Source organism: Bifidobacterium ruminantium DSM 6489 (assembly GCF_000770925.1).
GTDB lineage: Bacteria > Actinomycetota > Actinomycetes > Actinomycetales > Bifidobacteriaceae > Bifidobacterium > Bifidobacterium ruminantium.
Map to the genome: position 1 here is coordinate 1 of NZ_JDTK01000019.1, position 25,091 is coordinate 25,091.

Consider the following 25,091-nt stretch of genomic DNA (forward strand, 5'->3'; position numbering starts at 1 on the left):
GAGCAGATGGCGCAGGGCCGTCTTGACGCGGTAGACCACCGGGCGCACGGGCAGCACGAACTCGCCCGGCAGCTCCTCCACATACCCATTGAAGCCCTGCTTGAACTCCAGCACGCCACGTCCCTCGTCATCGGGATCGTCGAAAACACCGTCGATGCCATAGAAGTTGTAGCGGTTCACGCCACGCTCCAAGCACAGGTGCAGCATCGCGTAATGCTGGATCAGTGCGGATGCGTAGAACGGCTTGTATTCCTCGACGCTGCCAGAGAACAGGTAGATGGTTTCACGGGGATGTTCCACGAACAACGAGGCTGCGGCGGGCAGGACGTCGCCCTTGCGGGCCAGAGCCCCAGCTTCGGCAAGACGCTTCTCGGCGGCGGCGAGGTTGCGGCTTTCCTCGCCCAGCTGCCTGGTCAGCCTGGTGGTCTCGCGTTCGGCAATCTTCGTCTTCAATGTGTCGACCTTCGCTTTCAGCGCGTCGACCTTCGCCTCCATGTCCGCCTTGTATTCGGCGATATGGATTTCCGCCACCATGAAATGGGCGCTGCTGCCATATGCCTTCTTGAAGCGGTGGAAGTATTCCTCGCCGCGATATTCGAAACTGCGCCGTTCGGCCGTGGCCTGTTCGATGTCGGCGAAGACCTTCAGCTCGCTGTCGTCCAGCTCGCGCACATGCACGCCCATGGACGCGGCGCGCTTCACGCTCCACTGCGTGCGCTTGTCATACGACTTGAGCAGCGCGCGCTCGTCGGCGATGCCGTCCAGATCCTTGACGTAGTTCCACCGATTCACAATCGACGCGTATCCGCGCGTAAATCCTGCATGGCGCCACCCCAGAGAAACGTACGCGTCAATCAAGGCATTATCCGGATTCTCCGTCGGCTCGCCATTGGAATCATGCAGACGATAGACCTGCGCGGGCCAGCATGTAACACTGATCGCACCGCGCTTATGCGCCGCGGCCCGCAAGGCGACCGTCAACGCGGTCAACTGTTCCTTGTTGGCCGAATCGCATAGCGGGCCAAGCCAGATCGAGCCTTCGAGGCCGAACCGGCCTTTCGTATATGCCACCATCGCGCCGGCCACCGGCGTCCCATGTTCATCGGTCAATCCCAGAAACTGCGTGTCCGCACCATCGGAAGCGGCCAAACGGGCCATCGCCGAAGTCTGCTGGAATCCGCCAAGCGCGCTGTTCGCGGACAATTCGTCAAACTGCTTCCCCGTCAATTCGCGGACGGACCATCCGGCGCTCATCTTTTCCTCGTGCTGCATGTCATACCTCTGCTTCGTCTACATGCGTAACTAAAGACGTGAGTATAAACATCCACCCAGGAAAAACACTGAACGAAAGCCATGTTTTAGCTATGTTCCAGATTTGTTTCACATAGTGGCGCAACCATCCGTCAGCGGCTGAGCAGATGGCGCAGGGCCGTCTTGACGCGGTAGACCACCGGGCGCACGGGCAGCACGAACTCGCCCGGCAGCTCCTCCACATACCCATTGAAGCCCTGCTTGAACTCCAGCACGCCACGTCCCTCGTCATCGGGATCGTCGAAAACACCGTCGATGCCATAGAAGTTGTAGCGGTTCACGCCACGCTCCAAGCACAGGTGCAGCATCGCGTAATGCTGGATCAGTGCGGATGCGTAGAACGGCTTGTATTCCTCGACGCTGCCAGAGAACAGGTAGATGGTTTCACGGGGATGTTCCACGAACAACGAGGCTGCGGCGGGCAGGACGTCGCCCTTGCGGGCCAGAGCCCCAGCTTCGGCAAGACGCTTCTCGGCGGCGGCGAGGTTGCGGCTTTCCTCGCCCAGCTGCCTGGTCAGCCTGGTGGTCTCGCGTTCGGCAATCTTCGTCTTCAATGTGTCGACCTTCGCTTTCAGCGCGTCGACCTTCGCCTCCATGTCCGCCTTGTATTCGGCGATATGGATTTCCGCCACCATGAAATGGGCGCTGCTGCCATATGCCTTCTTGAAGCGGTGGAAGTATTCCTCGCCGCGATATTCGAAACTGCGCCGTTCGGCCGTGGCCTGTTCGATGTCGGCGAAGACCTTCAGCTCGCTGTCGTCCAGCTCGCGCACATGCACGCCCATGGACGCGGCGCGCTTCACGCTCCACTGCGTGCGCTTGTCATACGACTTGAGCAGCGCGCGCTCGTCGGCGATGCCGTCCAGATCCTTGACGTAGCGCCAGCGCGGAACCGCGGTGTATCCGATGGTGAACCCGCCGTGCTCAAAACCGCACGCGGTGAGGTTCTTCACGATGGCGTCGTCGGGCACCCCTCCCTGTTCGTCGGGAATCGGCTTGCCTTCGCTGTCGCGCAGACGGTACGGCTTTTCCGGTGTGATCTCAAGCTGCGCCGCCTTGTTCCTCTTGGCACGTTGCTTCAGCTGTCCGATGAAAAACGCGGTCAGCTCGGCATCGTCGAAATCGCACAACGGCCCGTCATGAACCGTGCAGAACGTGGACACCTTGCTGCGATGTGTCTCCAGCAGCGCGGCGGCGACCAGCCCGCCGTTCTCGCGCACGCCAAGGTACTCGACCTGCACGCCCTGTTCGGCGCGCAACCGGCCGGCCGCCGAGGCCTGCTGGAAGTTGCCGTCCGGATGTTTGCCGGAGAAATCGTCGAATTCCTCTTCCGTGAGGGTTTCCAGAGTGAACGAACGCGTACCCATCAATTCTCCATCCATGTCATTGCCGATTTCTGCCGATCATTGCCGATTCCGCGGATTATACGAATCGCGCGAATCGTGTCCGCCGCGTACCGGAACAGCATGCGGAGTCCATGTCACGTCCTCCGCATCGCCATATGCCGTTGCAAGTAAGACTATTTGACCAGCGATTCGATCGCGCCTACCAGCGCGCGTAGCGCTTTGCCGCGGTGGGAGATCGCGTTCTTCTCGGCGGGCTCCATCTCGGCGGACGTGAGCTTCACGCCGGCATCGATCGCACGTTGCGGCTGGTTGTCCGGCACGAACAGCGGATCGTAGCCGAAGCCGTTGGCGCCACGCGGGGCGCGCAGCAGCACGCCCGGCATCTCGCCGACCTGCACGGTTTCGCTGGCAATACCGAACGGCTTGTCGCCGCCCTCCGCCTTGCGCTCGCCCGGCACGACCAGAGCGGCGGCGCAGCGGAACCGCGCGGTGCGCTTGGCGTCCGGAATGTCGGCCATCTGCTTGAGCAGCAGCGCGTTATTGGCTTGGTCGTTGCCATGCTCGCCGGCCCAACGCGCGGACAGGATGCCCGGCGCATTGCCCATCACATCCACGATCAGGCCGGAATCGTCCGCAATCGCGGGGCAGCCGGTGCGTTCGGCCACGTCACGCGCCTTGATCAGCGCGTTCTCCTGGAAGGTCACGCCGTCCTCCACCGGGTCGGGTAGGCCGAGCGAACCCGCGGAAACCAGCTGGACGTCGGCGGCATCCGCTCCGAGCCGCTCCTCGAGAATGCGGCGGATCTCCACCAGCTTGCCTTCGTTATGCGTAGCGACGATGATCTTCATGCCTTGCGATTCCTTCCGTCGTTTCCTTCGTACGATCCGTAGGTTCCGTACATTCTGCACGTTCCGTACGTTTTCTTTTCCGCTTTCGATTCCGCCGTTTCGGCAGCCGGCTCAGTCGAGCGCGAGCGCGGCGCGCTGGGCGGCCTGCAGCTCCCTGTTGCCCTTTTCGGCCAGGTCGAGCAGGGTGTTGAGCTCGGCGCGGTTGAACGGACGGTGTTCGGCGGTGCCTTGGATTTCGATGAAATCGCCGGAACCGGTCATGGCCACGTTCATGTCGGTCATGGCCTGGCTGTCTTCGATGTACGGCAGATCCAGCATCGGCTTGCCGTCGATCACGCCGACGGAGACGGCGGAGACCCAGTCCTTGAGCACGCGGTCGGCGGACTTGATGCGCTTGTTCCGCTCGGCCCAATGCATCGCGTCGACAAGCGCCACGTACGCGCCGGTAATCGACGCGGTGCGGGTGCCGCCGTCGGCCTGCAGCACATCGCAGTCGATCTGCACCTGGTTCTCGCCGAGCGCCTTCATATCGACGACGCCACGCAGGCAGCGGCCGATCAAACGGCTGATCTCATGCGTGCGGCCTCCGATCTTGCCACGCACCGACTCGCGGTCCGTGCGGTCGGCGGTGGCGCGCGGCAGCATCGCGTATTCCGCGGTAACCCAGCCCAGACCGGAATCCTTGCGCCAACGCGGCACGCCCGTGGTGAAGGTGGCCGTGCACATCACGCGCGTGTTGCCGCATTCGATGAGCACGGAGCCTTCCGGAACGTCCGTGAAATGCCGGGTGATGCGCACCGGACGCAACTCGTTCACCTTGCGTCCGTCCGCACGCACCACCGTCTGATCGCCCAACATATCCTTGATCGCTACCATTTTTCCTACCGTACTTCGCTTTCCGATCGCTTCCGATGTTTCTCAATCGATCACTCGTCTTACCAGCAATCGAGACTATCACCAGCCACGCACGCCGTGCCCCCGGCGCCGCCTGCACGTATGATGGAACGCGAACCGGCGCCCGGCACCGCTGGCCACACGCCTGCGGACGGCCTCGTCAAAAGTCAAGAAAGGCTTTGGAAATGCTGGATTACTCACCTGCACTCATGACCGATATGTACGAATACACCATGCTTGACGCATGCCTGAAGGACGGCACCGCCAATCGCAAGTGCGTATTCGAGATCTTCACCCGGCACCTGCCGCTGGGCCGCCACTACGGCGTGGCCGCCGGGCAGGGGCGCATCCTCGACGCGCTCGAGAAGTTCCATCTCGACGACAACGACCTGAAATTCCTCTCCGACCGCAAGGTGGTCAGTCCGGAAACCATCAAATGGCTTGAGAACTTCCACTTCTCCGGCTCCATCAAGGGCTATCGCGAAGGTGAGATGTTCTTCCCGAATTCGCCGATCCTGCAGGTCGAGGGAACGTTCGGCGAATGCACGCTGCTGGAGACGCTGCTGCTGAGCATCCTGAACTACGATTCCGCCGTCGCCTCCGCCGCATCCCGCATGGTCAGCGCCGCGAAGGACCGTCCGTGCATGGATATGGGCGGCCGACGCACCAACGAATGGGCCGCCGTGGCCGCAGCACGCGCCGCCGTGGTGGGCGGATTCAAAGGCACCGCCAATCTGCTGGCCGCGCAGATGTACGGTCTGAAGGCCATCGGCACCGCCGCGCACTGCTTCACGCTGGTGCACGATGATGAGAAAAGCGCGTTCGAATCGCAGATCGCGGCGCTCGGCAAGAACACCACACTGCTGGTCGACACCTACAACATCGAGGAAGCCGTGAAGACGGCCGTCGAAGTGGCCGGCCCCGAACTGGGCGGCGTGCGCATCGATTCCGGCGACCTCGCCTCCCTCGCGCAGCGCGTGCGCAACCAGCTGGACGCACTCGGTGCCACCAACACGAAGATCACCGTCACCAACGACCTCGACGAATACGCGCTGGCCGCCCTGCAGACCGCTCCGGTCGACTCCTACGGCGTGGGCACCATGCTCGTCACCGGCTCTGGCGCACCGACCTGCGCGATGGTGTACAAGCTCACCGAACGCGAGAACTCCGCCGGCGAAATGCAGCCGGTCGCCAAGAAGTCGAAGGACAAGGCCACCGTTCCGGGACGCAAGCTCGCCTTCCGATCCTACGAATATTCACTGGCCGACTGCGAACACGTCATCTCCGGTTCCGAGGACAAGATGGCCGCATACCAGCCGGAGGACGGTTGGAAGGACCTGCTGGTCGACTACGTGACCGACGGCGAGAACCACAGCGAATACCAAGGCCACGACGCGATCGTCAACGCGCACGATTACCGCGCGAAGGCGCTTGCCGAACTGCCGATCGGCGCGCAAAGCCTGATGAAGGGCGATCCGGTCATCCCGACCGAAGTCACCGTGCTGTGACGTCCGCGCCGAAATCGCCGGAAATCATATCGTCCTCATCGGCGCAAAACGGAATCAAGTAAACCGTTTCGTGCCGATGAGGACGATGGATATGAACGATAGCCGTCAATAGCCGTCTCTCATCGCCTCAGAAGGACGCGTTCATCATCTCGTCGTAGATGCGCTTGCAATCCGGGCACACCGGATACTGGGTGGGATCATGCTTCGGCACCCACACCTTGCCGCACAGCGCCACGACCGGACGGCCGGTGCGACGGGATTCCTCGATACGGTCGCGCGACACGTAATGGGCGAAACGGTCCGCGTCGCCGTTGCCGCCATCGTCAAGCTTCGTCTCCTCTTCGGGACGTTCCAGAACGGCGGTGCCGGTGCCCGCGTCCGGATTGGACAACGGCGAAACCGGATCGTCGGAGCCGAACAAGCCATCAAAAATCGCAAATGCCATAGCGTTACTCCTCATACATCCTCATATCTGCCGCCATCGCGGCCATAACCGCCTCCCATCATAGCCGAGCCGCATTGCAACGGGTCGGCAACATGCACGGCCGGCGTCTCCGACTTCTCAACCAATCGCGGTACGCTTGAGGCTATGACAATTGCAGTTTGCCCCGGGTCCTACGACCCAGTGACCGCCGGCCACCTGGACGTGATCGAACGTTGCGCGCGCTTTTTCGACGAAGTGCATGTGGTGGTGGCCGTGAACGCGGCGAAGACGCCGATGTTCTCCGAGGAAACCCGCGTCGACATCATTCGGCAGGCGCTCGAAAAGCGCGATTGCGTCAATGTGAGGGTGGCTTCAACCACAGGTTTGATCACCGATTACTGCACGAAGGTGGGCGCGACGGTCATCGTCAAGGGCCTTCGGCAGAACGGCGATTACGAGGCCGAGCTGGGCATGGCACTGGTCAATCGCAAGCTCGCCGGCGTGGAAACGCTGTTCCTGCCCGCGGCCCCGGATCTGGAGCATATCTCCAGTTCCATCGTCAAGGACGTGGCACGGCACGGGGGTGACGTGAAGGGCATGGTGCCCGATTGCGTGATCCCGCTGCTCGCCGAGGCGCTCAAGAACGAAAAGAAGGCATAGATGACTGAAGAGACCAACGATTCCAAGCCGATTGCAGACGCCGATGACGTCACGTCGCAGCAGCCGATCACCGCCGCGGCCGATTACTCCGCAACAGCGCACGACAGCGATGCCGCTTCCGTAGCCATGGCCGGCACAGCATCGACCCATATGGCTTCAGCAGGCGATTCCAATGATTCCAACGCTTCCGACAAGCCGACGAAACCATCGATCTCCATGTCGGATCTGCCCGACCTGCGCACCACGTTCGACCCGGACGCGCCGCTCAGCGACACCGACGACCGCAGCCGCGACGAATTCACCACCGTCTACGACATCATCGACAGCATGGAGAACGAGCTGGATGAAGCCAAGCCGATCCTTTTTTCGCCCAGCTCGGTGCGCGTGGACCGCGAATCGTTCATCGGCAAGCTCGACCAGCTCAAGAAGATGCTGCCGGTGCAGCTGGAACGCGCCTCCGCGCTGATGCGCGAATCGGAACGCCGTTTGGAGAGCGCGCAGACACAGGCGAACGCGATCGTGGCATCCGCGCAATCGCGCGCGGCCGACACCGTGCGCGAGGCCAACGAGCAGGCGCAGTTCCTCGCCGGACAGGAGAACGTGACGGAAATCGCCCGGCAGAAGGCGCGCGCCATCCTCGACCAGGCGCAGTCGAAGGCCGATAAGCTCACACAGAACGCCGACAAGTACTGCATCACCATGATGGAATCGCTGCAGCAGCAGGTCGACAAGATCGGCAACGGCGTGCAGGCCGGACTGAACGTGCTGTACGATCGCCAGCGCGAGGCCGGCACGCATCTGGAGCATCTCGGCGCGGACGATTATCCGAAGGACTGAACGAAACGCACCCAACCGTGCAACCAGGAAGGAACGAAAGACCGAACTATGGCACGTACTGAAGATTCCCCATGGGCCGTTTCCGTGGCGCAAGTGGCCTCGCGACCCGGGCAAAGCAAGGAGATCGACTCCGTATTCCCCGCTCCGAGCGGTATCGGCGACGAGATCATCGGCGTGGACGAGGGCGCGGACGTATCCGTGGTCGGCTCGTTCGATTCGATCGTCGACGGCCTGATCCTCAACGCGCGCATCAGCGCTCCCGTGCACGCCGAATGCACGCGCTGCCTGAAGCCGATTCAGCGCGATTGGACGGTAAACGTCACCTCCTTCTTCCCATACGAGGACAAGTCCGCGGCGAACAAGGGCGGCAAGGCCGGGAAGAACGGCAAGGATGAGGAAGTGGACATCATCGCCGGCGAAGACGAGGCGGAGGACACCTATCCGCTGCTCGACGGCGGCGCCTGGGCCGATCTCGAGGCGATGCTGCGCGACACGCTGGTCGAGGAGCTGCCGCTGCAGCCGCTGTGCAAGCCGGATTGCAAGGGTCTGTGCTCGCAGTGCGGCGAGGATCTCAACGAGCATCCCGACCACCATCACGACGTGACCGACATCCGTTTCGCCGCGCTGGAGGGGCTGAAAGCCAAGCTGGAAGGCAAGGAATAGACGGAAATCGGCGGAAGACGGCGGGCCGGACGCGACCTCCCATCGTCCGAGCGGAGGTTTGTACGGAGCCCACGTTAAGATACTGAACGCTTAAGCTCAATCGTTCGAACGAAATAGAGGAAACACAATGGCACTGCCTAAGTACAAGACTTCGCGCGCGAATACCCATTCCCGCCGCGCAAACTGGAAGGCCAAGGCCGCCCAGACCGTTACCTGCCCGAACTGCGGCGCTCCGACGCTGCCGCACATGGCATGCCCGAGCTGCGGTTCCTTCCGCGGCCGCGTGTACCGTGAGGCCATCCGCTCCATCCACACCAAGTGAGTGGTTGCCGGATAACGGTATAGAAGCATGGAAACCCTGCCATCGACGGGTGGCAGGGTTTCTTCTATTATTGCAAGTGATATGCGATTGGAACGTACGATCGCATACGCGACCGACGCGCGTTGCTTGCGTAGCAATACCGCCAGATTCCGCTGGCGTCTTGCCATGTGCGCAACGGCCACGGTCGAGGACGATGCGGCAGGACAGCCCGCCGCATGATGCATGGCATAACGCGTGGCATAACGCATAAGTGGTAAGGATTCTCCATGGCCAAGAACAACAATCAGGACAGCAGTCAGGCCCAACCGACCGGGCAGGACAGCTCAGCCGGACAGACCAGCCAGGCCGATGCGAACAAAGGCCGCATCGGCACCTCCATCACCCCTGAAGGCGAGATGACCGCCAATGTGCTGCTCGAGGCGCTCGGCACCACGCTCGAACCGGAGCTGCTCGTCGAGGCGCTCACCCACCGCTCCTTCTCGCACGAGCATGAGGGCGCCAAGAACTACGAACGTCTCGAATTCCTCGGCGACGCGGTGCTCGAACTGGTCTCCACGGAAACGCTGTACAAGGTGCATCCCGACATGAACGAAGGCCAGCTGGCCAAAATGCGCGCGAAGGCCGTTTCCGAGGAATCGCTGAGCAAAATCGCCCGCGAAAAGCTGCATGTCGGACCGTACATCTTGCTTGGGCACGGCGAGGCGGAGCAGGGCGGAGCCGACAAAAGCTCGATTCTGTGCGACATCGTCGAATCGCTGATCGGCGCCACGTTCATCCAGCACGGCATCGACGAAGCACGCCGCGTGGTGCACCATCTCGTCGACGATACGCTGGCGGAGGTCGCCACCGAAGGCCCGGCGCTCGATTGGAAGACGTCGCTGACCGTCAAGGCGCACGACATGGGACTGCCGGAACCGCACTACCGCACTTCGGTGGCGGGACCGGAATACGCGCTGGAATTCACGGCGCGCGCCATGCTCGGCGACGAGGTCATCGGCATCGGCACCGGCAGCAGCAAACGCAAGGCGCAGCTGGCGGCCGCGGAAGCGGGATGGAAGGCGCTCGACGGCCGCAAAGACGGCGCGGAGGGCGGAGCGCGCGGCAAATCGCATAAATCGCACCACAAATCGCATCGCAAGGCAAAGGAATCGGCGGCCGACCCATCGCAAAACAACCAGTGAAGACGATCGCCCTACAAGGGGTCTTGCGACCACCGTGCGGGATGCGCCAGAATGTGGGACTTTCCGGCAAGCCGTTCTGTCAGCCGCTAACATAAACTGATTACTAGCGGGGAACGCGATGCGCGATACGCCACAAGCGATTGTGCAGCGTTCCGTTCGGGGTTCTGGATGGCGTATGAACTATGCGCCGGCCAAACCCCTATTGAGGTATTTTCCACGAACGAGCATGAGAGGGAACATGGTGTTACCTACGCCTCTGCAGGCATTCAGCGGCATGCCAAAGGCATCCGCCACCACTGAAAAGCAGACCATCGTCGACGGCGAGAAGATGACTGGCGCCGAAGCGCTGGTCCGTTCGCTGGAGGATCTGGGCGTCAAGGACGTCTTCGGCGTTCCGGGCGGCGCGATTCTGCCCGTCTACGATTCCATCAAGGACGATACGAAGTTCCGTTTCGTGCTGATGCGTCACGAGCAGGCCGCGGGCCATGCGGCCGAAGGCTATGCGCTGTCCACCGGACAGGTCGGCGTGTGCATCGTCACCTCCGGTCCGGGCGCCACCAACATGATCACCCCGATCGCCGATGCGAACATGGATTCCATTCCGATGGTCGTCATCACCGGTCAGGTCGGCGTGAACGCCATCGGCACGGACGCCTTCCAGGAAGCCGATATCGTCGGCGCCACCTATCCGGTGGTCAAGCATTCGTACCTCGTCACCCGCGCGCAGGACATTCCGCGCGTGCTGACCGAGGCGCACTACATCGCACGCTCCGGCCGTCCGGGACCGGTGGTGGTGGACGTCACCAAGACCGCGCAGACCGGCGAGATGTACTATTCCTGGCCGCAGCGCATGATCCTGCCGGGATACAATCCGACTACCAAGGCGCACGGTCGTGTGCTGTCCGACGCGGCGAAGCTGTTCGAGCAGTCGTATCGTCCGGTGCTGTACGTCGGCGGCGGCGCGGTGCGCTCCGACGCGGGCGAGCTCGTCAAGGAGCTGGCCGATGTGACCGGCGCTCCGATCGTCACCACCCTGCCGGCGCGCGGCATCGTGCCGGATTCCGATCCGAAGGTGCTCGGCATGCTCGGCATGCATGGCACGATCGCGGCGACCGGCGCCGTGCAGCGCTGCGACCTGCTGGTCGCGATCGGCGCACGTTTCGACGACCGCGTCACTGGCAAGCTCGACGCGTTCGCGCCGGGTGCGCGTGTGATCCATATCGACATCGATCCGGCGGAAATCGGCAAGAACCGTCAGCCGGACGTGCCGATCGTCGGCGATGTGGCCACTGTGCTCAAGGACCTCATCCCGGAGATCAAGCGCGAGCAGGCCGTGCACGGCAAGCCCGACACCAGCCACTGGTGGGACGTCATCAACAAGTGGGTCGAGGATTATCCGATTACATGGGACGAACCGACCGACGGCAGCCTCGCCCCGCAGTGGGTCGTCAAGCAGCTGTCCGACATGGCCGATCCGGACACCATCTGGGTTTCCGGCGTGGGCCAGCATCAGATGTGGGCCACCCAGATCATCGAATTCAACAAGCCCCACTCCTGGCTGTCCTCCGGCGGCCTGGGCACGATGGGCTTCGGCCTGCCGGCGGCCATCGGCGCCCGCGTCGGCTCCGCCCGCGAATTCGACAACAAGAAGCCGGTGTGGCTCATCGACGGCGACGGCTCCTTCCAGATGACCTCCGAAGAGCTGGCGGCCGCGTTCCTCGACCACACTCCGGTGAAGATCGCACTGCTCAACAACTCCGTGTACGGCATGGTCCGTCAGTGGCAGACCCTGTTCTACGATCACCACTATTCCGCGACGAACCTGCTGGACGGCGAGAACACGCCGGACATCGTGGACGTGCCGGACTTCGTGAAGCTCGCCGAAGCGTACGGCTGCGTCGGCATGCGCGCGTTCACCAAGGACGAGGCCATCGAATGCATCAAGAAGGCCAACGAAATCAACGACCGTCCGGTGCTGATCGATTTCCGCGTGTGGAAGGACGCCATGGTGTGGCCGATGGTCGCAGCCGGCGATTCCAACGACAACGTCACGTACAAGCCGGGCGTGAAGCCTTTGCAGCGCGCCGGCGAGAACGACTGAACGAGTAGCGTAAGGAAGGAAATTTCGATCATGGCAAATTATCCTGCATCCCAGCCGGGTTCCAAGCGTCATACGCTATCCGTGCTCGTCGAGAACCGTCCGGGCGTGCTGGCGCGCATCTCCGGCCTGTTCGCCCGTCGTGCGTTCAACATCGATTCGCTGTCCGTCTCCCCCACCGAGCGTCCGGACATCTCCCGCGTCACCGTCACCGCCGAAGTGGAGGAGGTGCCGCTCGAGCAGATTATCAAGCAGCTCAACAAGCTGCTGCACGTGCTGAAGATCGTGGACCTCGATCCGGAGACCACTGTGGAGCGCGAGCTGGTGCTCATCAAGGTGTCCGCCGACGAGTCCGTCCGTTCCGACGTGCTCGAGATCGTGCGTCTGTTCCGCGTGCGCGTGGTGGACGTGAATCCGGAATCGCTGACCATCGAGGCCACCGGCGCCGAGGGCAAGATTGACGCGCTGCTCGGTCTGCTGGAGCATTACGGCATCATCGAGCTGGTCCGCTCCGGCGCGGTCGCCGTGACCCGCGGCCCGAAGGCTCTGAGCGAGAAGGTGCTCGGCTCCGAAATCACCGGCCGCTGAACCACCCACCCCCGTATTCCACAAAACCGACGCTGAGCGAATCGCCAGCGTCGGTTTGGCATACTCTGTTCCACGAAACCGACGGTGAGGGGCGGCTCAGCGTCGGTTTGTTCGAATGGAACTACTCAAGCTGTTCGGAGAGCTCCATCCACTCCATTTCAAGGGATTCGGACTCGTCCGTGACGGCCTGCAGCTGCTCATTGAGCTTGCCCAGACCCTCGTAATCGCTTGGGTCGTGCGCGGCCATCTGCGCTTCCAGATCGGCCTTCTGTTCCTCCAGCTTGGCCAGCTTGCGTTCAATCGCAGCGACGCGCTTGGATGCCTCGTGGAACGCCTTGCCGGTAAGCTTCGGCGCGGAAGTAGTCGAGTCGCCATCGGCAGACACGGATGAGGAATCACCGACAACGCTCGCGGACGCGGCGGCATTACCGCCCTTGCTAGCCTTGCCGGCCTTTCCGGTCTTCTCATCCGCGAACGGGTCCTTGCCGTTCTTGATGGCCTCGGTCATGTCGAGGTAATCTTGCACGCCGCCGGGCAGATGGCGGATCTTGCCGCCAATCAGCGCGAACTGCTGGTCGGTGACGCGTTCGAGCAGGTAGCGGTCGTGGGAGACGACGATCAGCGTGCCCGGCCAGGTGTCGAGCAGGTCCTCCATCACGGCAAGCATGTCGGTGTCAAGGTCGTTGCCCGGCTCGTCCATGATGAGCACGTTCGGTTCGTCAAGCAGGATGAGCAGCAGCTGCATGCGGCGCTTCTGCCCGCCCGAGAGGTCCTTGATCGGCGTCATGAGCTGCGCGGATTCGAAGCCGAGACGCTCCATCATCTGCCCCGGCGTGGTCTCCTTGCCGTCCACGATATAACTCGGCTTGTAGCGGCTCAGCACTTCCTTGATCTTGTACTTGCCCAGCTTCTCCAGCTCGTCGAGACGCTGCGAAAGCACCGCGAACTTCACGGTCTTGCCAATGTTCACATGACCTGCGGTCGGAGTGATCGTACCGTCGAGGATCTTCAGCAGCGTCGATTTGCCGGCACCGTTCGCGCCGACGATGCCGAAGCGGTCGCCCGGGCCGATCAGCCAGGTCACGTCGTCGAGGATCTTGCGACCGGTGACGGTGACCTTCTGCGCCGCGGACGTAACCTCCGGCGTGGATGCGTCGGCGTCGTCACCCGACTCGTGCGACTCCTCCTCGGCCTGCCGGGCGGCCTGCGCCGCCTGCCGCGCCTCGGGCACGCCGGCGTCCACCAGTCGCGGATCGGTCAGATCGTCGACGGCCACCTCGATGGAACCGTGCGCCTGCGGCTCGGCATACATGGCCGGCACCACGTCCACACGCGAGGCCGAAGCCTCCATCTCCGCCACATCCGGATCGATATCGGCCTCGCCCTGCGCGTGTTCGAAGATCTGCGTCACATCGATCAGATCGACCACCTGCTTGCCCAAGCGTGAGGTGGCCATTTGTTTCAGTTCCAAGGTGTTGCGCACCGGTGGCACGTCGGCGATGAGCTCACGCGCCGCCTTGACGTGGAACTTCTGCTTGGTGGAACGCGCGCGGGCGCCGCGGGTGAGCCATGCGAGCTCCTTGCGAGCCAGGTTGCGGCGCTTGGTTTCGCGCACATCGGCCTGACGGTCGCGTTCCACGCGCTGCAACATGTAGGCGGAGTAACCACCCTCGAACGGATCGATCACACCGTCGTGAACCTCCCACATCGACTCGCAGACCTCATCGAGGAACCAGCGGTCGTGGGTGACGAGCAGCAGCGCGCCCTGACCGGACGGCCAACGGTTCTTCAAATGTTCGGCGAGCCAGTGGATCGTCACCACGTCCAAGTGGTTGGTGGGCTCGTCGAGCGCGAGAATGTCCCAATCCTTGAGCAGCAGGCGTGCCAAGTCGGCGCGGCGGCGCTGTCCGCCGGACAGGGAACCGATCTTCGCGTCCAGACTGATGCCGCCGAGCAGCGCCTCCACGATTTCGCGCGATCTGGTCTCGGCCGCCCACTCGTAGTCCTCGCGCTCTTCGAGCGCGGCCTCGCGCACGGTGGCATTGTCATCAAGCGGGTCACGCTGGTCAAGCATGCCGAACGTCAGTCCGTTGCGCATGGTTACGCGCCCGGAATCCGGTTCCTGCGTACCTTTGAATAGGTGCAACAGCGTGGATTTGCCATCGCCGTTCTTGCCGACGATGCCGATGCGGTCGCCCTCGAAGACGCCCTGCGTCACATCGGTGAAGATGTTCTTGGTGGCGAAAGCGAGCGATACGTGTTCAAGTCCCAAATCATAAGTCGGCATAAAGCACCAATGTAGCGCGTCGGCGGAACACCGCCGCCGGTGCCGGCTCTTTGAGTCCGCCCGGTTACCACGCGCCCGGCCATACCCATGACTCCGGAACCGGATACGGTGCATGGCGTCCTGCTCGCCACACGCCCGAGCGTTTGCCCCCAAAATAAGATATACGAGATGCCAGAGTGAATTCCGTAGGCGGTTTTCCGCTTCCGTAGATGGTTGCGCTTAGATACCACGCTAGGAAAAGCCTGAAATCAGGCCTTTCCATAACCCGATTACTTGTCGCAACCACCTACGGAACCACTCAGACGCCGAAAACCCGAGCCCGGCCGCACCCGGACGCCGGCCACCCGCACCCCATGAGTGCCGCGGCCCACGCCCGGCCACGAAATCTCGCGCCTATTCGGCGAAGGGGCGGGGAATCTCACGCCCGGCCACGTACCGGTGGCTGATGTTTGCCGGCGCGCCCGTGTAGATGAACTGCTCCACCCGTTCCGCAATGCTCAGCCCCCATGGCGAGGTCATCGGTTCCACCACCAGCGCGTCGAACGCGTAGCCGGGTTCGAACGATCCTGCAGGCTCCTGCCCCGTGGCCGCGGCCAGGAACCTGCCCGGCTCCTTGGTTGCCATATGGAACGCTTCCGGCAGGCGCAGCGCAGTCTCGTCGGCGTATTGGGTCTGCCAAAGCTTCGACACCGCAACCGCGGCGGCGATATGGCGGTTCATGTCGGGCACATGCCCGGCGTCCACGTCACTGGCGATGGTGACGTGCAGCCCCTTCTCCAGATAGCGCCGCGCCGGCATGATGCCGCTGGTCAGATTGGCGTTGGACTGCGGGCAGTGCGCCACGGTCACGCCATGGCGGCGCAACGTGTCGATTTCCTCGTCGTCCAGGTAGATGCAATGCGCCATGATCGTTTTGCCGTCCCGCAGCAGCCCGTAATGTTCATACACGTCCGTGTACGACGCGCATTCGGGATGCAGTTCGCGCACCCATGCGACCTCGCCGCGGTTTTCCGACAGATGCGATTGCACCGGCAGATCGTAGCGTTGCGCGATGGCGGCGAGCCCGCGCATGAGCTCGGGCGTGGTGGAGGGCACGAAACGCGGCGTGACGATGTAGCCGATGTCGGGCGTCTCGCTGCGCATCGTTTCGATGACGGCAAAGGTATTATCCAGGGATTCCTCGGTGCTTTCGCTCAGTTCCTCGGATCCGTTGCGGTCCATGTTGACCTTGCCGATAACAGGCCGGAGCCCCGATTCCTGCGCGAGTCGGGCGAGCGTCAGCGTGGCTTCGCGGTGCAGGGTCGCGAACGCGCTGAAACGCAAGGTTCCCCCCTCCCACATGCGCTGGATGAAGCGCTGGTACCAGATTCGTGCGTAGTCGGGGCTGGCGAATCGCGCTTCGGCGGGGAACGTGTAGGTCTCCAGCCAGGGAAGCAGTTCCTTGTCGAGACCGAGCCCGGCGGTCGGGTATTGCGGGGCATGGATGTGCAGGTCGTTGAATCCCGGAATCACCAGCGCGTCGCCGAAGTCGGTTTTGGGCGCATCCAGCCAATCGGATGGCACGTCGTCCATGGATTCATAGCATCCCGAAACAATGCCGTTTTCCACCGCGACGACGCCACGCCTAATACCCACCAGGCGTTGCGGCGAGGGGGTAAAGGCGATATCGCCGATATACAGCATTCGATTGCCCGGGCGCTGCCCGGCCTGTGCGTTCACATGCATATGTTCTCCTTCCTCGCACATTGCCCGAGCAAGCGCCGCGCATACCGTGCGCTCATGCCGCGTATTTCGCCTGTTCCATCTGTTCCAGCATTCGCATTATGCCGGCAGTCCGGCATAAACCGGCGGAAACTACACCAGCAGATCGGCGTATTCCGCCTTCCACCGATCCAGCTCGGCGCGCATCGCCGCCTTGTCTTCCTCAGGTGCGAAACATGCCTCGATCGAATTGCCCGCGATGGTGGCGAGCGCCTCCATCGGCAGTCCGGCTTCGGCGAGCGCCGTGTAGTTGCGTGCGATGTATCCACCGAAATACGCGGGATCGTCGGAGTTGACGGTGACGCGCACGCCGGCGTCGAGCAGTTGTCGGATCGGCACGTTGGCCACGTCGTCGACCACTTGCAGCCGCAGGTTCGACAGCGGGCACACGGTGGGCCCGATACCTTCCGCCGCCACGCGTTCCACCAGCGCCGTGTGTCAACGATGCGCACGCCGTGGTCGATGCGTTCGACGTGCAGCACGTCCAGCGCCTGCCGGATGTATTCCGACGGACCCTCCTCACCGGCATGAGCGACGAGATGCAGGCCCATGCCCGCCGCGCGCTCATATACCTGTTCAAACAGTTCGGGCGGATAGCCGACTTCCGCGGAGTCCAAACCGATCGCCAACAGTTCGTTGGCGCGGGGTGCCGCGGCGTCGAGCAGGGTCCGTGCCGATTCGACCGGCAGGTCGCGTACAACGCTGAGAATCAGCGCGGCGTCGATGCCATATGCGTCGCGGCCTCGCGCGATGCCGTCCTGCAGACCGTCAAGCACAAGGTTGTAGTCGAGTCCGTTGTTCATATGCACCTGCAGATCGAAGAAGATCTCCGCGCGGCGCACCCCGTCCTTGTGCGCGTGCGTGAGGTAGGCGAACATCAGATCGGAGAAGTCCTCGCGGGTGCGCAGCACGCTCATGAGCTGGTAGTACAGGTCGAGGAAGGATTGCAGGTCGGCGAAATAGTAGCGGGAGCGCAGATCGTCAAGTCCGTTGAACGGCAGGGTGACGCCGTTGCGTTCCGTCATTCGCAGGGCGAGTTTCGGTTCCAGCGTGCCTTCGATATGCAGGTGAAGTTCGGTTTTGGGCAGGCTTTGAAGAGCTTGCGATATACGGGTACTGATGGCCACGGTGTTCCCCCTTGTACACGAACGGCGGCAAGGCAGTTACAGCCTGATGCCGCCGATTATATGGCGTTCTTTTGAAAATCCCGGGAACATCAACGGTTACCGCAGTGTGGCGGCGTGGGTGTTGCAACGGGCGGCGAAGCCTGAGAACACCTGGTCGGCGAGGGGCTGCAGGCGCGGGTTGCATTCGGCGAAATCCTCGCGCAGTTTGGATTTTGACCCGCCGGCGGCCTTCAGATCCTTGACCATGCTGGGCTCGTCCAGCCATTCCTCCAGCAGGGTGGGTGTGACTTCGAGATGGAACTGCAGTCCAAGCGCTGAACCGAAGCGGAACGCCTGGTTTTTGGTGGCGGCGGATCGTGCGAGCGGCTGCGCGCCTTCGGGCAGCGAGACCACGTCGTTATGCCAGTGCAGCACGTTGATGGTTTTGTCCCACATGGAGAAGTAGTCGTGCTTGTCGATGCGTTTGATGGGAGCGAATCCGATCTCCGGCTCCTTGCCGGATTTGAGCTTCGCTCCAAGTGCCGTGGCGATGATCTGATGGCCCAGACACACTCCCAGCACCGGCTTGTTTACTGCGATGGCGGCGCGCGCCAGCTTAGCTTCGGCCTTCAGTCCCGGGTATTCGTCGAAATCCAGCGCGCCCATCGGTCCGCCCATGATCACCACGCCGGCGACCTCGTTGAAATTCGGCAGTTCCGGTTTCTTCGTCTTGGCTACATTCACCACCTGGTATGGCAGCTCCATGTCATCCAGACTGTCGAGGATGCGCCCCGGCTTCTCCCACGGAACATGTTGCAAAATCAACACTTTCGGCTTAGTCATAATCCCTATTGTGGCACGACCTACGTAAACTGCATACGTTTGCCGCGCGGCCGCGGGGCGCACGCCCGCCTTGTCTGGTTTCATGCCTACTCTAGAGACCATGGCAAACACTCAGGAACCGCAGGATTTCAACGCTTCCGTCATGCCGAGCACGCTTGTCTCGGCGCAAGTGGCCAAGGCCGCCGCAGGACTGAAGCTGTACGATACGGCCTCGCACGCCGTAAGCACGTTCACCCCGATCAAACCAGGCGAAGTGGGCATGTACGTCTGCGGCGCGACGGTGCAGTCCTCGCCGCACATCGGCCATATCCGCGCCGCCGTGGCGTTCGACATCGTGCGCCGCTGGTTCCTCAAGCTCGGCTATCAGGTCACCTTCGTGCGCAATGTGACCGATATCGATGACAAGATTCTTGACAAGGCCGCCGCCACAGGCCAGCAGTGGTGGGCTCGCGCATACTACTACGAACGCGAGTTCAGCCAGGCCTACGCCGACTTGGGCGTGCTGCCGCCCACCGTCGAGCCGCGTGCCACCGGCCATATGAGCGACATGATCGACATGATCCAACGCATCATCGATAACGGCCACGCCTACGTGGTGCGCGACGAGAACGGCGAGCCGACCGGCAACGTGTACTTCGATGTGGCTTCCTGGCCGCATTACGGCGAGCTGACGCACCAGAAGCAGACCGCCGTCGAGGACGAGGCCTCCAAGGTGACCGACGCGATGGGCCCGTCCGTCGACAACACGGGCGACGACAAATACAATCCCGTCGATCCGGCCGACGCTTTCCCCGACAAGCATGATCCGCGCGATTTCGCGCTGTGGAAGGCACCGAAGGATTCCGATCCGCTCGACGCGCGTTGGAATACCCCGTTCGGCACCGGCCGTCCGGGCTGGCATATCGAATGCTCCGCGATGAGCCACCGTTATCTGAAGGACGGTTTCGACATCCACGGCGGCGGGCTCGATCTGCGATTCCCCCACCACGAGAACGAAATGGCCCAGACCCGTGCCGCCGGCTACGATTCCGCTGCGCGTTGGATGCATTCGGCATGGGTGACCGCCAAGGGCGAGAAGATGTCGAAGTCGCTGGGCAACGGCCTGTCCGTGCCGGCTGTGCTGGCGAACAATTCCGCTTGGGTGGTGCGCTACGCGCTGGGTGGTGTGCAGTACCGCTCGATGCTGGAATGGTCCGACCAGACGCTTGCCGAGGCGCAGTCCGCCTACGAGCGCGTCTCGAACTTCATCGAACGTGCGGGTATCGCCATCGGCGAACAGCCCAGCCGTGCCGAAGTTATTTCCATTTCCGCCGACGCACTGCCGACCGACTTCGTTTCCGCGATGAACGACGACATCAACGTGTCCGGCGCTACCGCCGCGATCTTCACCGCCATCCGTTCCGGCAACACGCTGCTGTCGAAGCTGGCTGATCGCGCCGATTCCGACGCGGCCAAGGCCGAGGTGCGCGAGGTGCTGCTCAGCGTGCGTGCAATGCTCGATACGCTGGGCCTGGACCCGCTGGCGGAACCATGGGTGAATGGCGGTGCGGCAGGCGGCGCTGCAGGCGAGGGGGAATCGGCCGAGCACGATGCGCTCGACGCGCTGATCTCCGAGCAACTTACGGCTCGCGCCGAAGCCCGCAAAGCCAAGGACTTCGCCAAGGCCGACGCGATCCGCGACGCGCTGAACGCGGCCGGCATCGCCATCGAGGACGGCCCCCAGGGCTCCACCTGGTCGCTGAAGTAAGCAGCCCCTCGCATTTGCACGGAATGGGTGCTGATTTGGACGAAATCCAGCTGGATTTCGTCCAAATCAGCACCCATTCCGTCGTTTTCGTCCGAATCGACCGCACAGTGCCAACGGATGGGGCGTGCCACGCCCCGATATTTCCCGCGCGACGGCTAGACTTGGGAACATTATGGCAGCATTTAGTTCTTTGACAGATAGGCTCTCGAATGCCTTCAAGCATCTGAAGAGCAAGGGCAAGCTTTCCGAGGCTGATATCGACGGCACCATCCGCGAAATCCGCCGCGCGCTGCTCGACGCCGATGTGGCGCTCGACGTGGTGCGTTCCTTCACCGGCCGCATTCGCGAGCGCGCGCTCGGCACCGAGGTTTCCGAAGCGCTCAATCCGGCCCAGCAAGTGGTGAAGATCGTCAACGAGGAGCTCACCGCGGTGCTCGGCGCGGGCGTGGACCGCCCGTTGAACTTCGCGAAGAATCCGCCGACGATCATCATGCTCGCGGGTCTTCAGGGCGCCGGCAAGACCACGTTGGCCGGCAAGTTGGGCTACTGGCTGAAGGATTCCGGCCACACCCCACTGTTGGTCGCGGCCGATTTGCAGCGTCCGAACGCGGTGACGCAGCTGCAAGTGGTCGGCGAGCGTGCCGGCGTTCCGGTGTATGCACCGGAGAAGGGCGTGCAGTCCGACGGCGGCGAAGCGGTCGTCTCCCCCGGCCAGACCACCGGCGATCCGGTGAAGGTCGCCCGTGACGCGGTCGAGCTTGCCAAGCAGAAGCTGTATGACACGGTGATCATCGATACCGCCGGTCGTCTCGGCGTCGACGAGGAGCTGATGAAGCAGGCCCGCGATATCCGCGACGCCGTGCAGCCGAACGAGATTCTGTTCGTCATCGACGCCATGATCGGTCAGGATGCCGTGCAGACCGCCAAGGCCTTCGATGAGGGTGTTGATTTCACCGGCGTTGTGCTGTCCAAGTTGGATGGTGACGCCCGCGGCGGCGCCGCGCTGTCCGTGGCCTCCGTCACCGGCAAGCCGATCCTGTTCGCCTCCACCGGCGAAGGATTGAAGGATTTCGAGATCTTCCATCCGGACCGTATGGCCTCCCGTATCCTCGACATGGGCGACATCCTCACCCTTATCGAGCAGGCGCAGAAGCAGTTCGACGAGGAGGAGGCCCGCAAGGCTGCCGTCAAGATTTCCGACGGCTCCTTCGGTCTTGACGATTTCCTCGACCAGCTCCAGCAGGTGCGCAAGCTTGGCCCGATGAAGAACCTGCTCGGCATGATTCCGGGCATGGCGGCCCACCGCAAGGAACTTGAGCAGTTCGATGAGAAGGAAATCGACCGCACGGAGGCCATCATCCGTTCGATGACTCCAGCCGAACGGCGTGATCCGAGCATCATCGATGGTTCCCGCCGCGCGCGTATCGCCTACGGTTCCGGCGTCACCGTCTCGCAGGTCAATGGATTGCTGCAGCGTTTCGAGCAGGCCGCGAAGATGATGCGGCGCATGAGCAACAAGGCCGGTGCCGGCATCCCCGGCTTCGGCGGTCCGGCCATGGGCGGCGGCAAAGGCAAGGGCAAAGGCAAGAAGAACAAGAAGAAGGGCGGCAAGTCCGGCAACCCGATGAAGCGCGAGGCCGAGGAGAAAGCATTGCGCGACAAGCTCGCCGGCAAGAATTCCGGTGGCTCTTCCAGCGGTTCCGCGTTCGCCAAGAAGCCGCAGAATCCGGCGCTTCCCGCCGGTCTGCAGGATATGATGGGCGATTCCGGCGAGCTGCCGCCGAACTTCGGTGGCGGACTGTCGGGTCTGCTGCACTGATGCACTGAGCCACACGTACAGGCGCATACGAGAAGAAGCCGTCGATGTCGGAACCAACTTCCGGCATCGGCGGCTTCTTTTGTTCGTACGACTATTGGTACGACGTTTCGACGCTGTACCAGCGTCATTTCAGCGTCAGCGTGGCGGCCAGCGCGAGATGGTCGGTGCCGTTGACCGTGAAGGAGCGCACATCGGACGCGTCCAGTCCCGCGGTGAACAGCACATGGTCGAGGATGAGGCGCGGCCACGGAATCCACGACGGGAATGTGGCGCGGCGGCCCTTCGCCTCGTCGAGCGCGGCGTCCTTGAATCCGGCGGCCAGCAGTCCGCGGAAGCTCGGATGGTCGGTGCCGGAGTTGAGGTCGCCCAATATCACGGTGATATCGCCCTTCTTCTGCGATGTGGCCAGCTCGCCCAGGCCGATGATGCCGGCCGACCAATCGCGGCAGCCGCGCATCGGCGACTTCGGATGCGCGGAGACGAACGTGATGCCGCGCATCGAATCGATCGGGAAGCATACGCCCGGCACGTCGGCGGCGGGGATCTCCACGGTGACCGGCGAGGTGTCGCTCGGTTCCACGCGAATCCAGACACCGTTGAATCCGCCATTGTCCGTGTCCTTGTTCTCGCCCAGCTGGCGGTACGGCAGCAGGTCGGACAGGCCGGCCTCGTCCAGAGCCGCGACCAGATCGTCCGTCAATTCCTGCAATGCAAGCACGGCGATGTCGCGTTCCTTGACGGCGCTGACGATCGCGGCCGCGTTGGCGCGGCCGAATCGGCAGTTGAGCGTCATCACGCGGAAACGGCCGTGTTTCGCGGCTTCCGCGGCGGTCGACACGTGTGTTTCACGGGATGTTCCACGCTTTTCGGCGAGTTTGTCGGCCACCATCTGCGCCGTATTGATGGACGTGAGATTGTTGTTCCAATACGCGATTTTGCGCAGCAGGGAAGCGATGCATGCGATGGACGCGACGACGGCAAGCGCGGTGTCATGCGTCGCGATACCGGCGACGGCGATCGCCAGCGTGGGAATCCACAGCAGCGGCGCCAACGCGATCAGATACGGCAACGGCAGATGGCCGTCCCAGCCGACCGGCATTTCGCTCAACGCAATCCACACAACGCATACCAGCAACACGATCCACAGCGCAATAGCCATGCAAACCCCCTTGGCGCGGCCGTAAGCAGCCACGCGGAAACATCGCCAACAATCGCCCTAGCATAGTGGCTTCGTCCGATGCCGACACATCGAGCGCCCAAACCCGCCCAAACACCTCACGAATGCCCAACGACTCCAAAAACCTTGGAACCATGCCAAGCGCGACCGCAGCCGCGACGCGTCCATACCCCACGGTTATAATTAGCCAGTTATTCGCGCGCGCGAGGCCCTCTACCAATCGCGTGACGCGAGGAACACGTGGGTTTCGGATTCCGTGCCCCACACAGAACACGAAACACACACCCCTAGTTACAAGGAGAGCCATTTTGGCAACCAAGATTCGTCTGAAGCGCATGGGTAAGAAGTTCTACGCGTTCTACCGCGTGGTGATCATGGATTCCCGTACCAAGCGCGATGGCCGCGCCATCGAGGAGATCGGTACCTACAACCCGAACACCCAGCCTTCGACCATCAACATCAACTCTGAGCGCGCTCAGTACTGGCTCGGCGTTGGCGCTCAGCCGACCGAGCAGGTGCTGAACCTGCTGAAGATCACCGGCGACTGGCAGAAGTTCAAGGGTCTCGACGGTGCCGAAGGCACCCTGAAGACCGTTGAAGCTGGCCCGGATGCCGCCGCTCGCGTCGAGGCCGTCGAAGCCCAGGCCCAGAAGCTGAAGGCCGCCAAGTCCGAAGCTGACGCCAAGGCCAAGGCCGAGGCCGAAGCCGCCGCCACCGAGGAAGCTCCGGCTGAAGAGCCGGCTGCGGAAGCCGAGTGACCATGCTCGCCCAGGCTGTGGAACATCTGATCAAGAACATCGTCGATTTTCCCGATGATGTCTCGGTGAAGTCCCATGAGAATCCGCGCGGCGAGCTTATTCGCGTGCGTGTGAATCCCGAGGACATCGGCCGCGTCATCGGACGCAGCGGACGCACGGCAAATGCGATTCGCACCGTGGTGCAGGCACTGTCCGACCACAAGGTGCGCGTCGACATCATGGACGTGCGCAGGTGAGATCCTAGCGTGGTGCGTGATATGCATTCCGACGACCCTCAACAGCTTGAGCTGCTGAGGGTCTGTCGTATCGGGCGTGCGCAGGGGCTCAAGGGCGAGGTCACCGTGCAGATCTTTACGGACGAACCGGAATACCGGTTCGCTCCCGGTGCTGTGTTGTATACGAAGGACGGCGAGGAAGAGTACGTGGTGGAAAGCTCCCGTACCTTCAAGAACCGTTGGATCATCAAATTCGAGGGCATCGACGACCGCGATGCGTCCGAAGCCGCCAATGGCGTGGTGCTGTATGGCGAGGCGGACGATCCGGAGGAGATGCTTGAAGCGGACGAGTGGTATCCGAAGGACCTGATTGGTCTTGAGGCGCGCCTTGCCGAAGGCAATACGCTGGGACTTGAGCCCGGCACCGTGGTCGGCAAGGTGGTGGATGTGATCGAAGTGGCCCAGTGGCTGCTCAAGATCCGTCTGGCCAATCCCGTCAAGGACGCCGATGGCGTGGTGGTCGAGAACAGCGCGCTCGTGCCGTTCGTGGACGAGCTTGTGCCGGACATCGACCTCGAGGGCGGATATCTGACCCTCGATCCGCCGGGCGGGCTCATTCCGGGGCTCTGACCCCGCTGATTCCCAAAGGCGCTGGCTTCATGCCGGCGCCTTTTCACATATGGGCGCCCACAAAACCC

Annotated in this window: 22 protein-coding genes and 1 pseudogene; 13 read left to right on the forward strand and 10 right to left on the reverse strand. The window is 62.7% G+C overall.

Annotated elements, in window-relative coordinates; translation table 11 throughout:
• The 4 genes from OU26_RS07515 to rph all read right to left on the reverse strand — a co-directional run.
• The coding region (locus OU26_RS07515; RefSeq protein WP_241435492.1) for an aminoacyltransferase at positions 1–1,272 on the reverse strand (1,272 nt) is incomplete at its 3' end.
• 131 nt (positions 1,273–1,403) lie between these two features.
• Positions 1,404–2,678 carry an aminoacyltransferase gene (locus OU26_RS07520; protein ID WP_033499031.1) on the reverse strand — a complete coding sequence of 425 codons (1,275 nt, stop codon included), beginning with the start codon at positions 2,676–2,678 and terminating at the stop codon, positions 1,404–1,406.
• A gap of 152 nt (positions 2,679–2,830) precedes the next feature.
• Positions 2,831–3,505 (reverse strand): non-canonical purine NTP pyrophosphatase, encoded by a 675-nt coding sequence (locus OU26_RS07525; RefSeq protein WP_033499032.1) that lies wholly within the window; start codon positions 3,503–3,505, stop codon positions 2,831–2,833.
• A 111-nt stretch (positions 3,506–3,616) separates the two neighbouring features.
• Positions 3,617–4,381 (reverse strand): ribonuclease PH, encoded by a 765-nt coding sequence (gene rph / locus OU26_RS07530; protein ID WP_026647271.1) that lies wholly within the window; start codon positions 4,379–4,381, stop codon positions 3,617–3,619.
• A gap of 197 nt (positions 4,382–4,578) precedes the next feature.
• On the opposite strand from rph, the gene OU26_RS07535 reads away from it, so the two are divergent.
• Positions 4,579–5,907 (forward strand): nicotinate phosphoribosyltransferase, encoded by a 1,329-nt coding sequence (locus tag OU26_RS07535; protein WP_272944586.1) that lies wholly within the window; start codon positions 4,579–4,581, stop codon positions 5,905–5,907.
• 127 nt (positions 5,908–6,034) lie between these two features.
• Here OU26_RS07535 and OU26_RS07540 read toward each other — a convergent pair whose 3' ends face one another.
• Positions 6,035–6,352, reverse strand: a complete 318-nt coding sequence (locus OU26_RS07540; protein WP_026646974.1) for a DUF3039 domain-containing protein — start codon at positions 6,350–6,352, stop codon at positions 6,035–6,037.
• A gap of 144 nt (positions 6,353–6,496) precedes the next feature.
• On the opposite strand from OU26_RS07540, the gene coaD reads away from it, so the two are divergent.
• The 7 genes from coaD (at position 6,497) to ilvN (ending at position 12,680) form a co-directional block, all read left to right on the forward strand.
• Entirely contained in the window at positions 6,497–6,991 is a 495-nt protein-coding gene (coaD, locus tag OU26_RS07545) for a pantetheine-phosphate adenylyltransferase (RefSeq protein ID WP_026646975.1), read from the forward strand.
• The gene (locus OU26_RS07550) at positions 6,992–7,828 is read left to right on the forward strand and encodes a cell division protein (protein ID WP_026646976.1); all 837 of its coding nucleotides are present in this window, start codon (positions 6,992–6,994) and stop codon (positions 7,826–7,828) included. It begins immediately after the preceding gene.
• 48 nt (positions 7,829–7,876) lie between these two features.
• Complete coding sequence (locus OU26_RS07555; protein ID WP_026646977.1) at positions 7,877–8,491, forward strand: YceD family protein; 615 nt, start codon at positions 7,877–7,879, stop codon at positions 8,489–8,491.
• Positions 8,492–8,618: 127 nt separating this feature from the next.
• The gene (rpmF, locus tag OU26_RS07560) at positions 8,619–8,813 is read left to right on the forward strand and encodes a 50S ribosomal protein L32 (protein ID WP_026646978.1); all 195 of its coding nucleotides are present in this window, start codon (positions 8,619–8,621) and stop codon (positions 8,811–8,813) included.
• 395 nt (positions 8,814–9,208) lie between these two features.
• Positions 9,209–9,994: a ribonuclease III gene (gene rnc / locus OU26_RS07565; protein WP_051592990.1), complete on the forward strand. Its 786-nt coding sequence runs from the start codon at positions 9,209–9,211 to the stop codon at positions 9,992–9,994.
• Between the two features lie 238 nt (positions 9,995–10,232).
• Positions 10,233–12,095, forward strand: coding sequence for an acetolactate synthase large subunit (locus OU26_RS07570; RefSeq protein ID WP_152571349.1), 1,863 nt, complete (start codon positions 10,233–10,235; stop codon positions 12,093–12,095).
• Positions 12,096–12,125: 30 nt separating this feature from the next.
• A complete protein-coding gene (gene ilvN / locus OU26_RS07575) occupies positions 12,126–12,680 on the forward strand; it encodes an acetolactate synthase small subunit (RefSeq protein ID WP_026646980.1) in 555 nt (184 codons plus the stop codon).
• 121 nt (positions 12,681–12,801) lie between these two features.
• On the opposite strand, the gene OU26_RS07580 is transcribed toward ilvN, so the two are convergent.
• From OU26_RS07580 to OU26_RS07595, 4 genes and pseudogenes are all read right to left on the reverse strand, one after another.
• Positions 12,802–14,967 carry an ABC-F family ATP-binding cassette domain-containing protein gene (locus OU26_RS07580; protein WP_026646981.1) on the reverse strand — a complete coding sequence of 722 codons (2,166 nt, stop codon included), beginning with the start codon at positions 14,965–14,967 and terminating at the stop codon, positions 12,802–12,804.
• 393 nt (positions 14,968–15,360) lie between these two features.
• Entirely contained in the window at positions 15,361–16,692 is a 1,332-nt protein-coding gene (locus OU26_RS07585) for an amidohydrolase family protein (protein ID WP_202805790.1), read from the reverse strand.
• Between the two features lie 129 nt (positions 16,693–16,821).
• Positions 16,822–17,753 (reverse strand): annotated as a pseudogene (add, locus tag OU26_RS10755) (adenosine deaminase).
• A gap of 198 nt (positions 17,754–17,951) precedes the next feature.
• Entirely contained in the window at positions 17,952–18,677 is a 726-nt protein-coding gene (locus OU26_RS07595) for a type 1 glutamine amidotransferase (protein WP_026646985.1), read from the reverse strand.
• Between the two features lie 100 nt (positions 18,678–18,777).
• On the opposite strand from OU26_RS07595, the gene cysS reads away from it, so the two are divergent.
• Positions 18,778–20,424, forward strand: coding sequence for a cysteine--tRNA ligase (gene cysS / locus OU26_RS07600; RefSeq protein WP_026646986.1), 1,647 nt, complete (start codon positions 18,778–18,780; stop codon positions 20,422–20,424).
• Between the two features lie 172 nt (positions 20,425–20,596).
• Positions 20,597–22,243, forward strand: a complete 1,647-nt coding sequence (gene ffh, locus OU26_RS07605; RefSeq protein ID WP_033499034.1) for a signal recognition particle protein — start codon at positions 20,597–20,599, stop codon at positions 22,241–22,243.
• 124 nt (positions 22,244–22,367) lie between these two features.
• Here the strand turns inward: ffh and OU26_RS07610 are convergent, their stop codons facing one another.
• Positions 22,368–23,402, reverse strand: a complete 1,035-nt coding sequence (locus OU26_RS07610) for an endonuclease/exonuclease/phosphatase family protein (RefSeq protein ID WP_026646988.1) — start codon at positions 23,400–23,402, stop codon at positions 22,368–22,370.
• Positions 23,403–23,728: 326 nt separating this feature from the next.
• Between OU26_RS07610 and rpsP the strand changes: the two genes are divergently transcribed.
• The 3 genes from rpsP to rimM are packed head-to-tail and all read left to right on the forward strand — an operon-like array spanning position 23,729 to position 25,023.
• Complete coding sequence (gene rpsP, locus OU26_RS07615; RefSeq protein WP_011742735.1) at positions 23,729–24,178, forward strand: 30S ribosomal protein S16; 450 nt, start codon at positions 23,729–23,731, stop codon at positions 24,176–24,178.
• Between the two features lie 2 nt (positions 24,179–24,180).
• Entirely contained in the window at positions 24,181–24,414 is a 234-nt protein-coding gene (locus OU26_RS07620; protein WP_011742734.1) for an RNA-binding protein, read from the forward strand.
• A gap of 21 nt (positions 24,415–24,435) precedes the next feature.
• Positions 24,436–25,023 (forward strand): ribosome maturation factor RimM, encoded by a 588-nt coding sequence (rimM, locus tag OU26_RS07625; RefSeq protein WP_026646989.1) that lies wholly within the window; start codon positions 24,436–24,438, stop codon positions 25,021–25,023.
• The last annotated feature ends 68 nt before the right edge of the window (positions 25,024–25,091 follow it).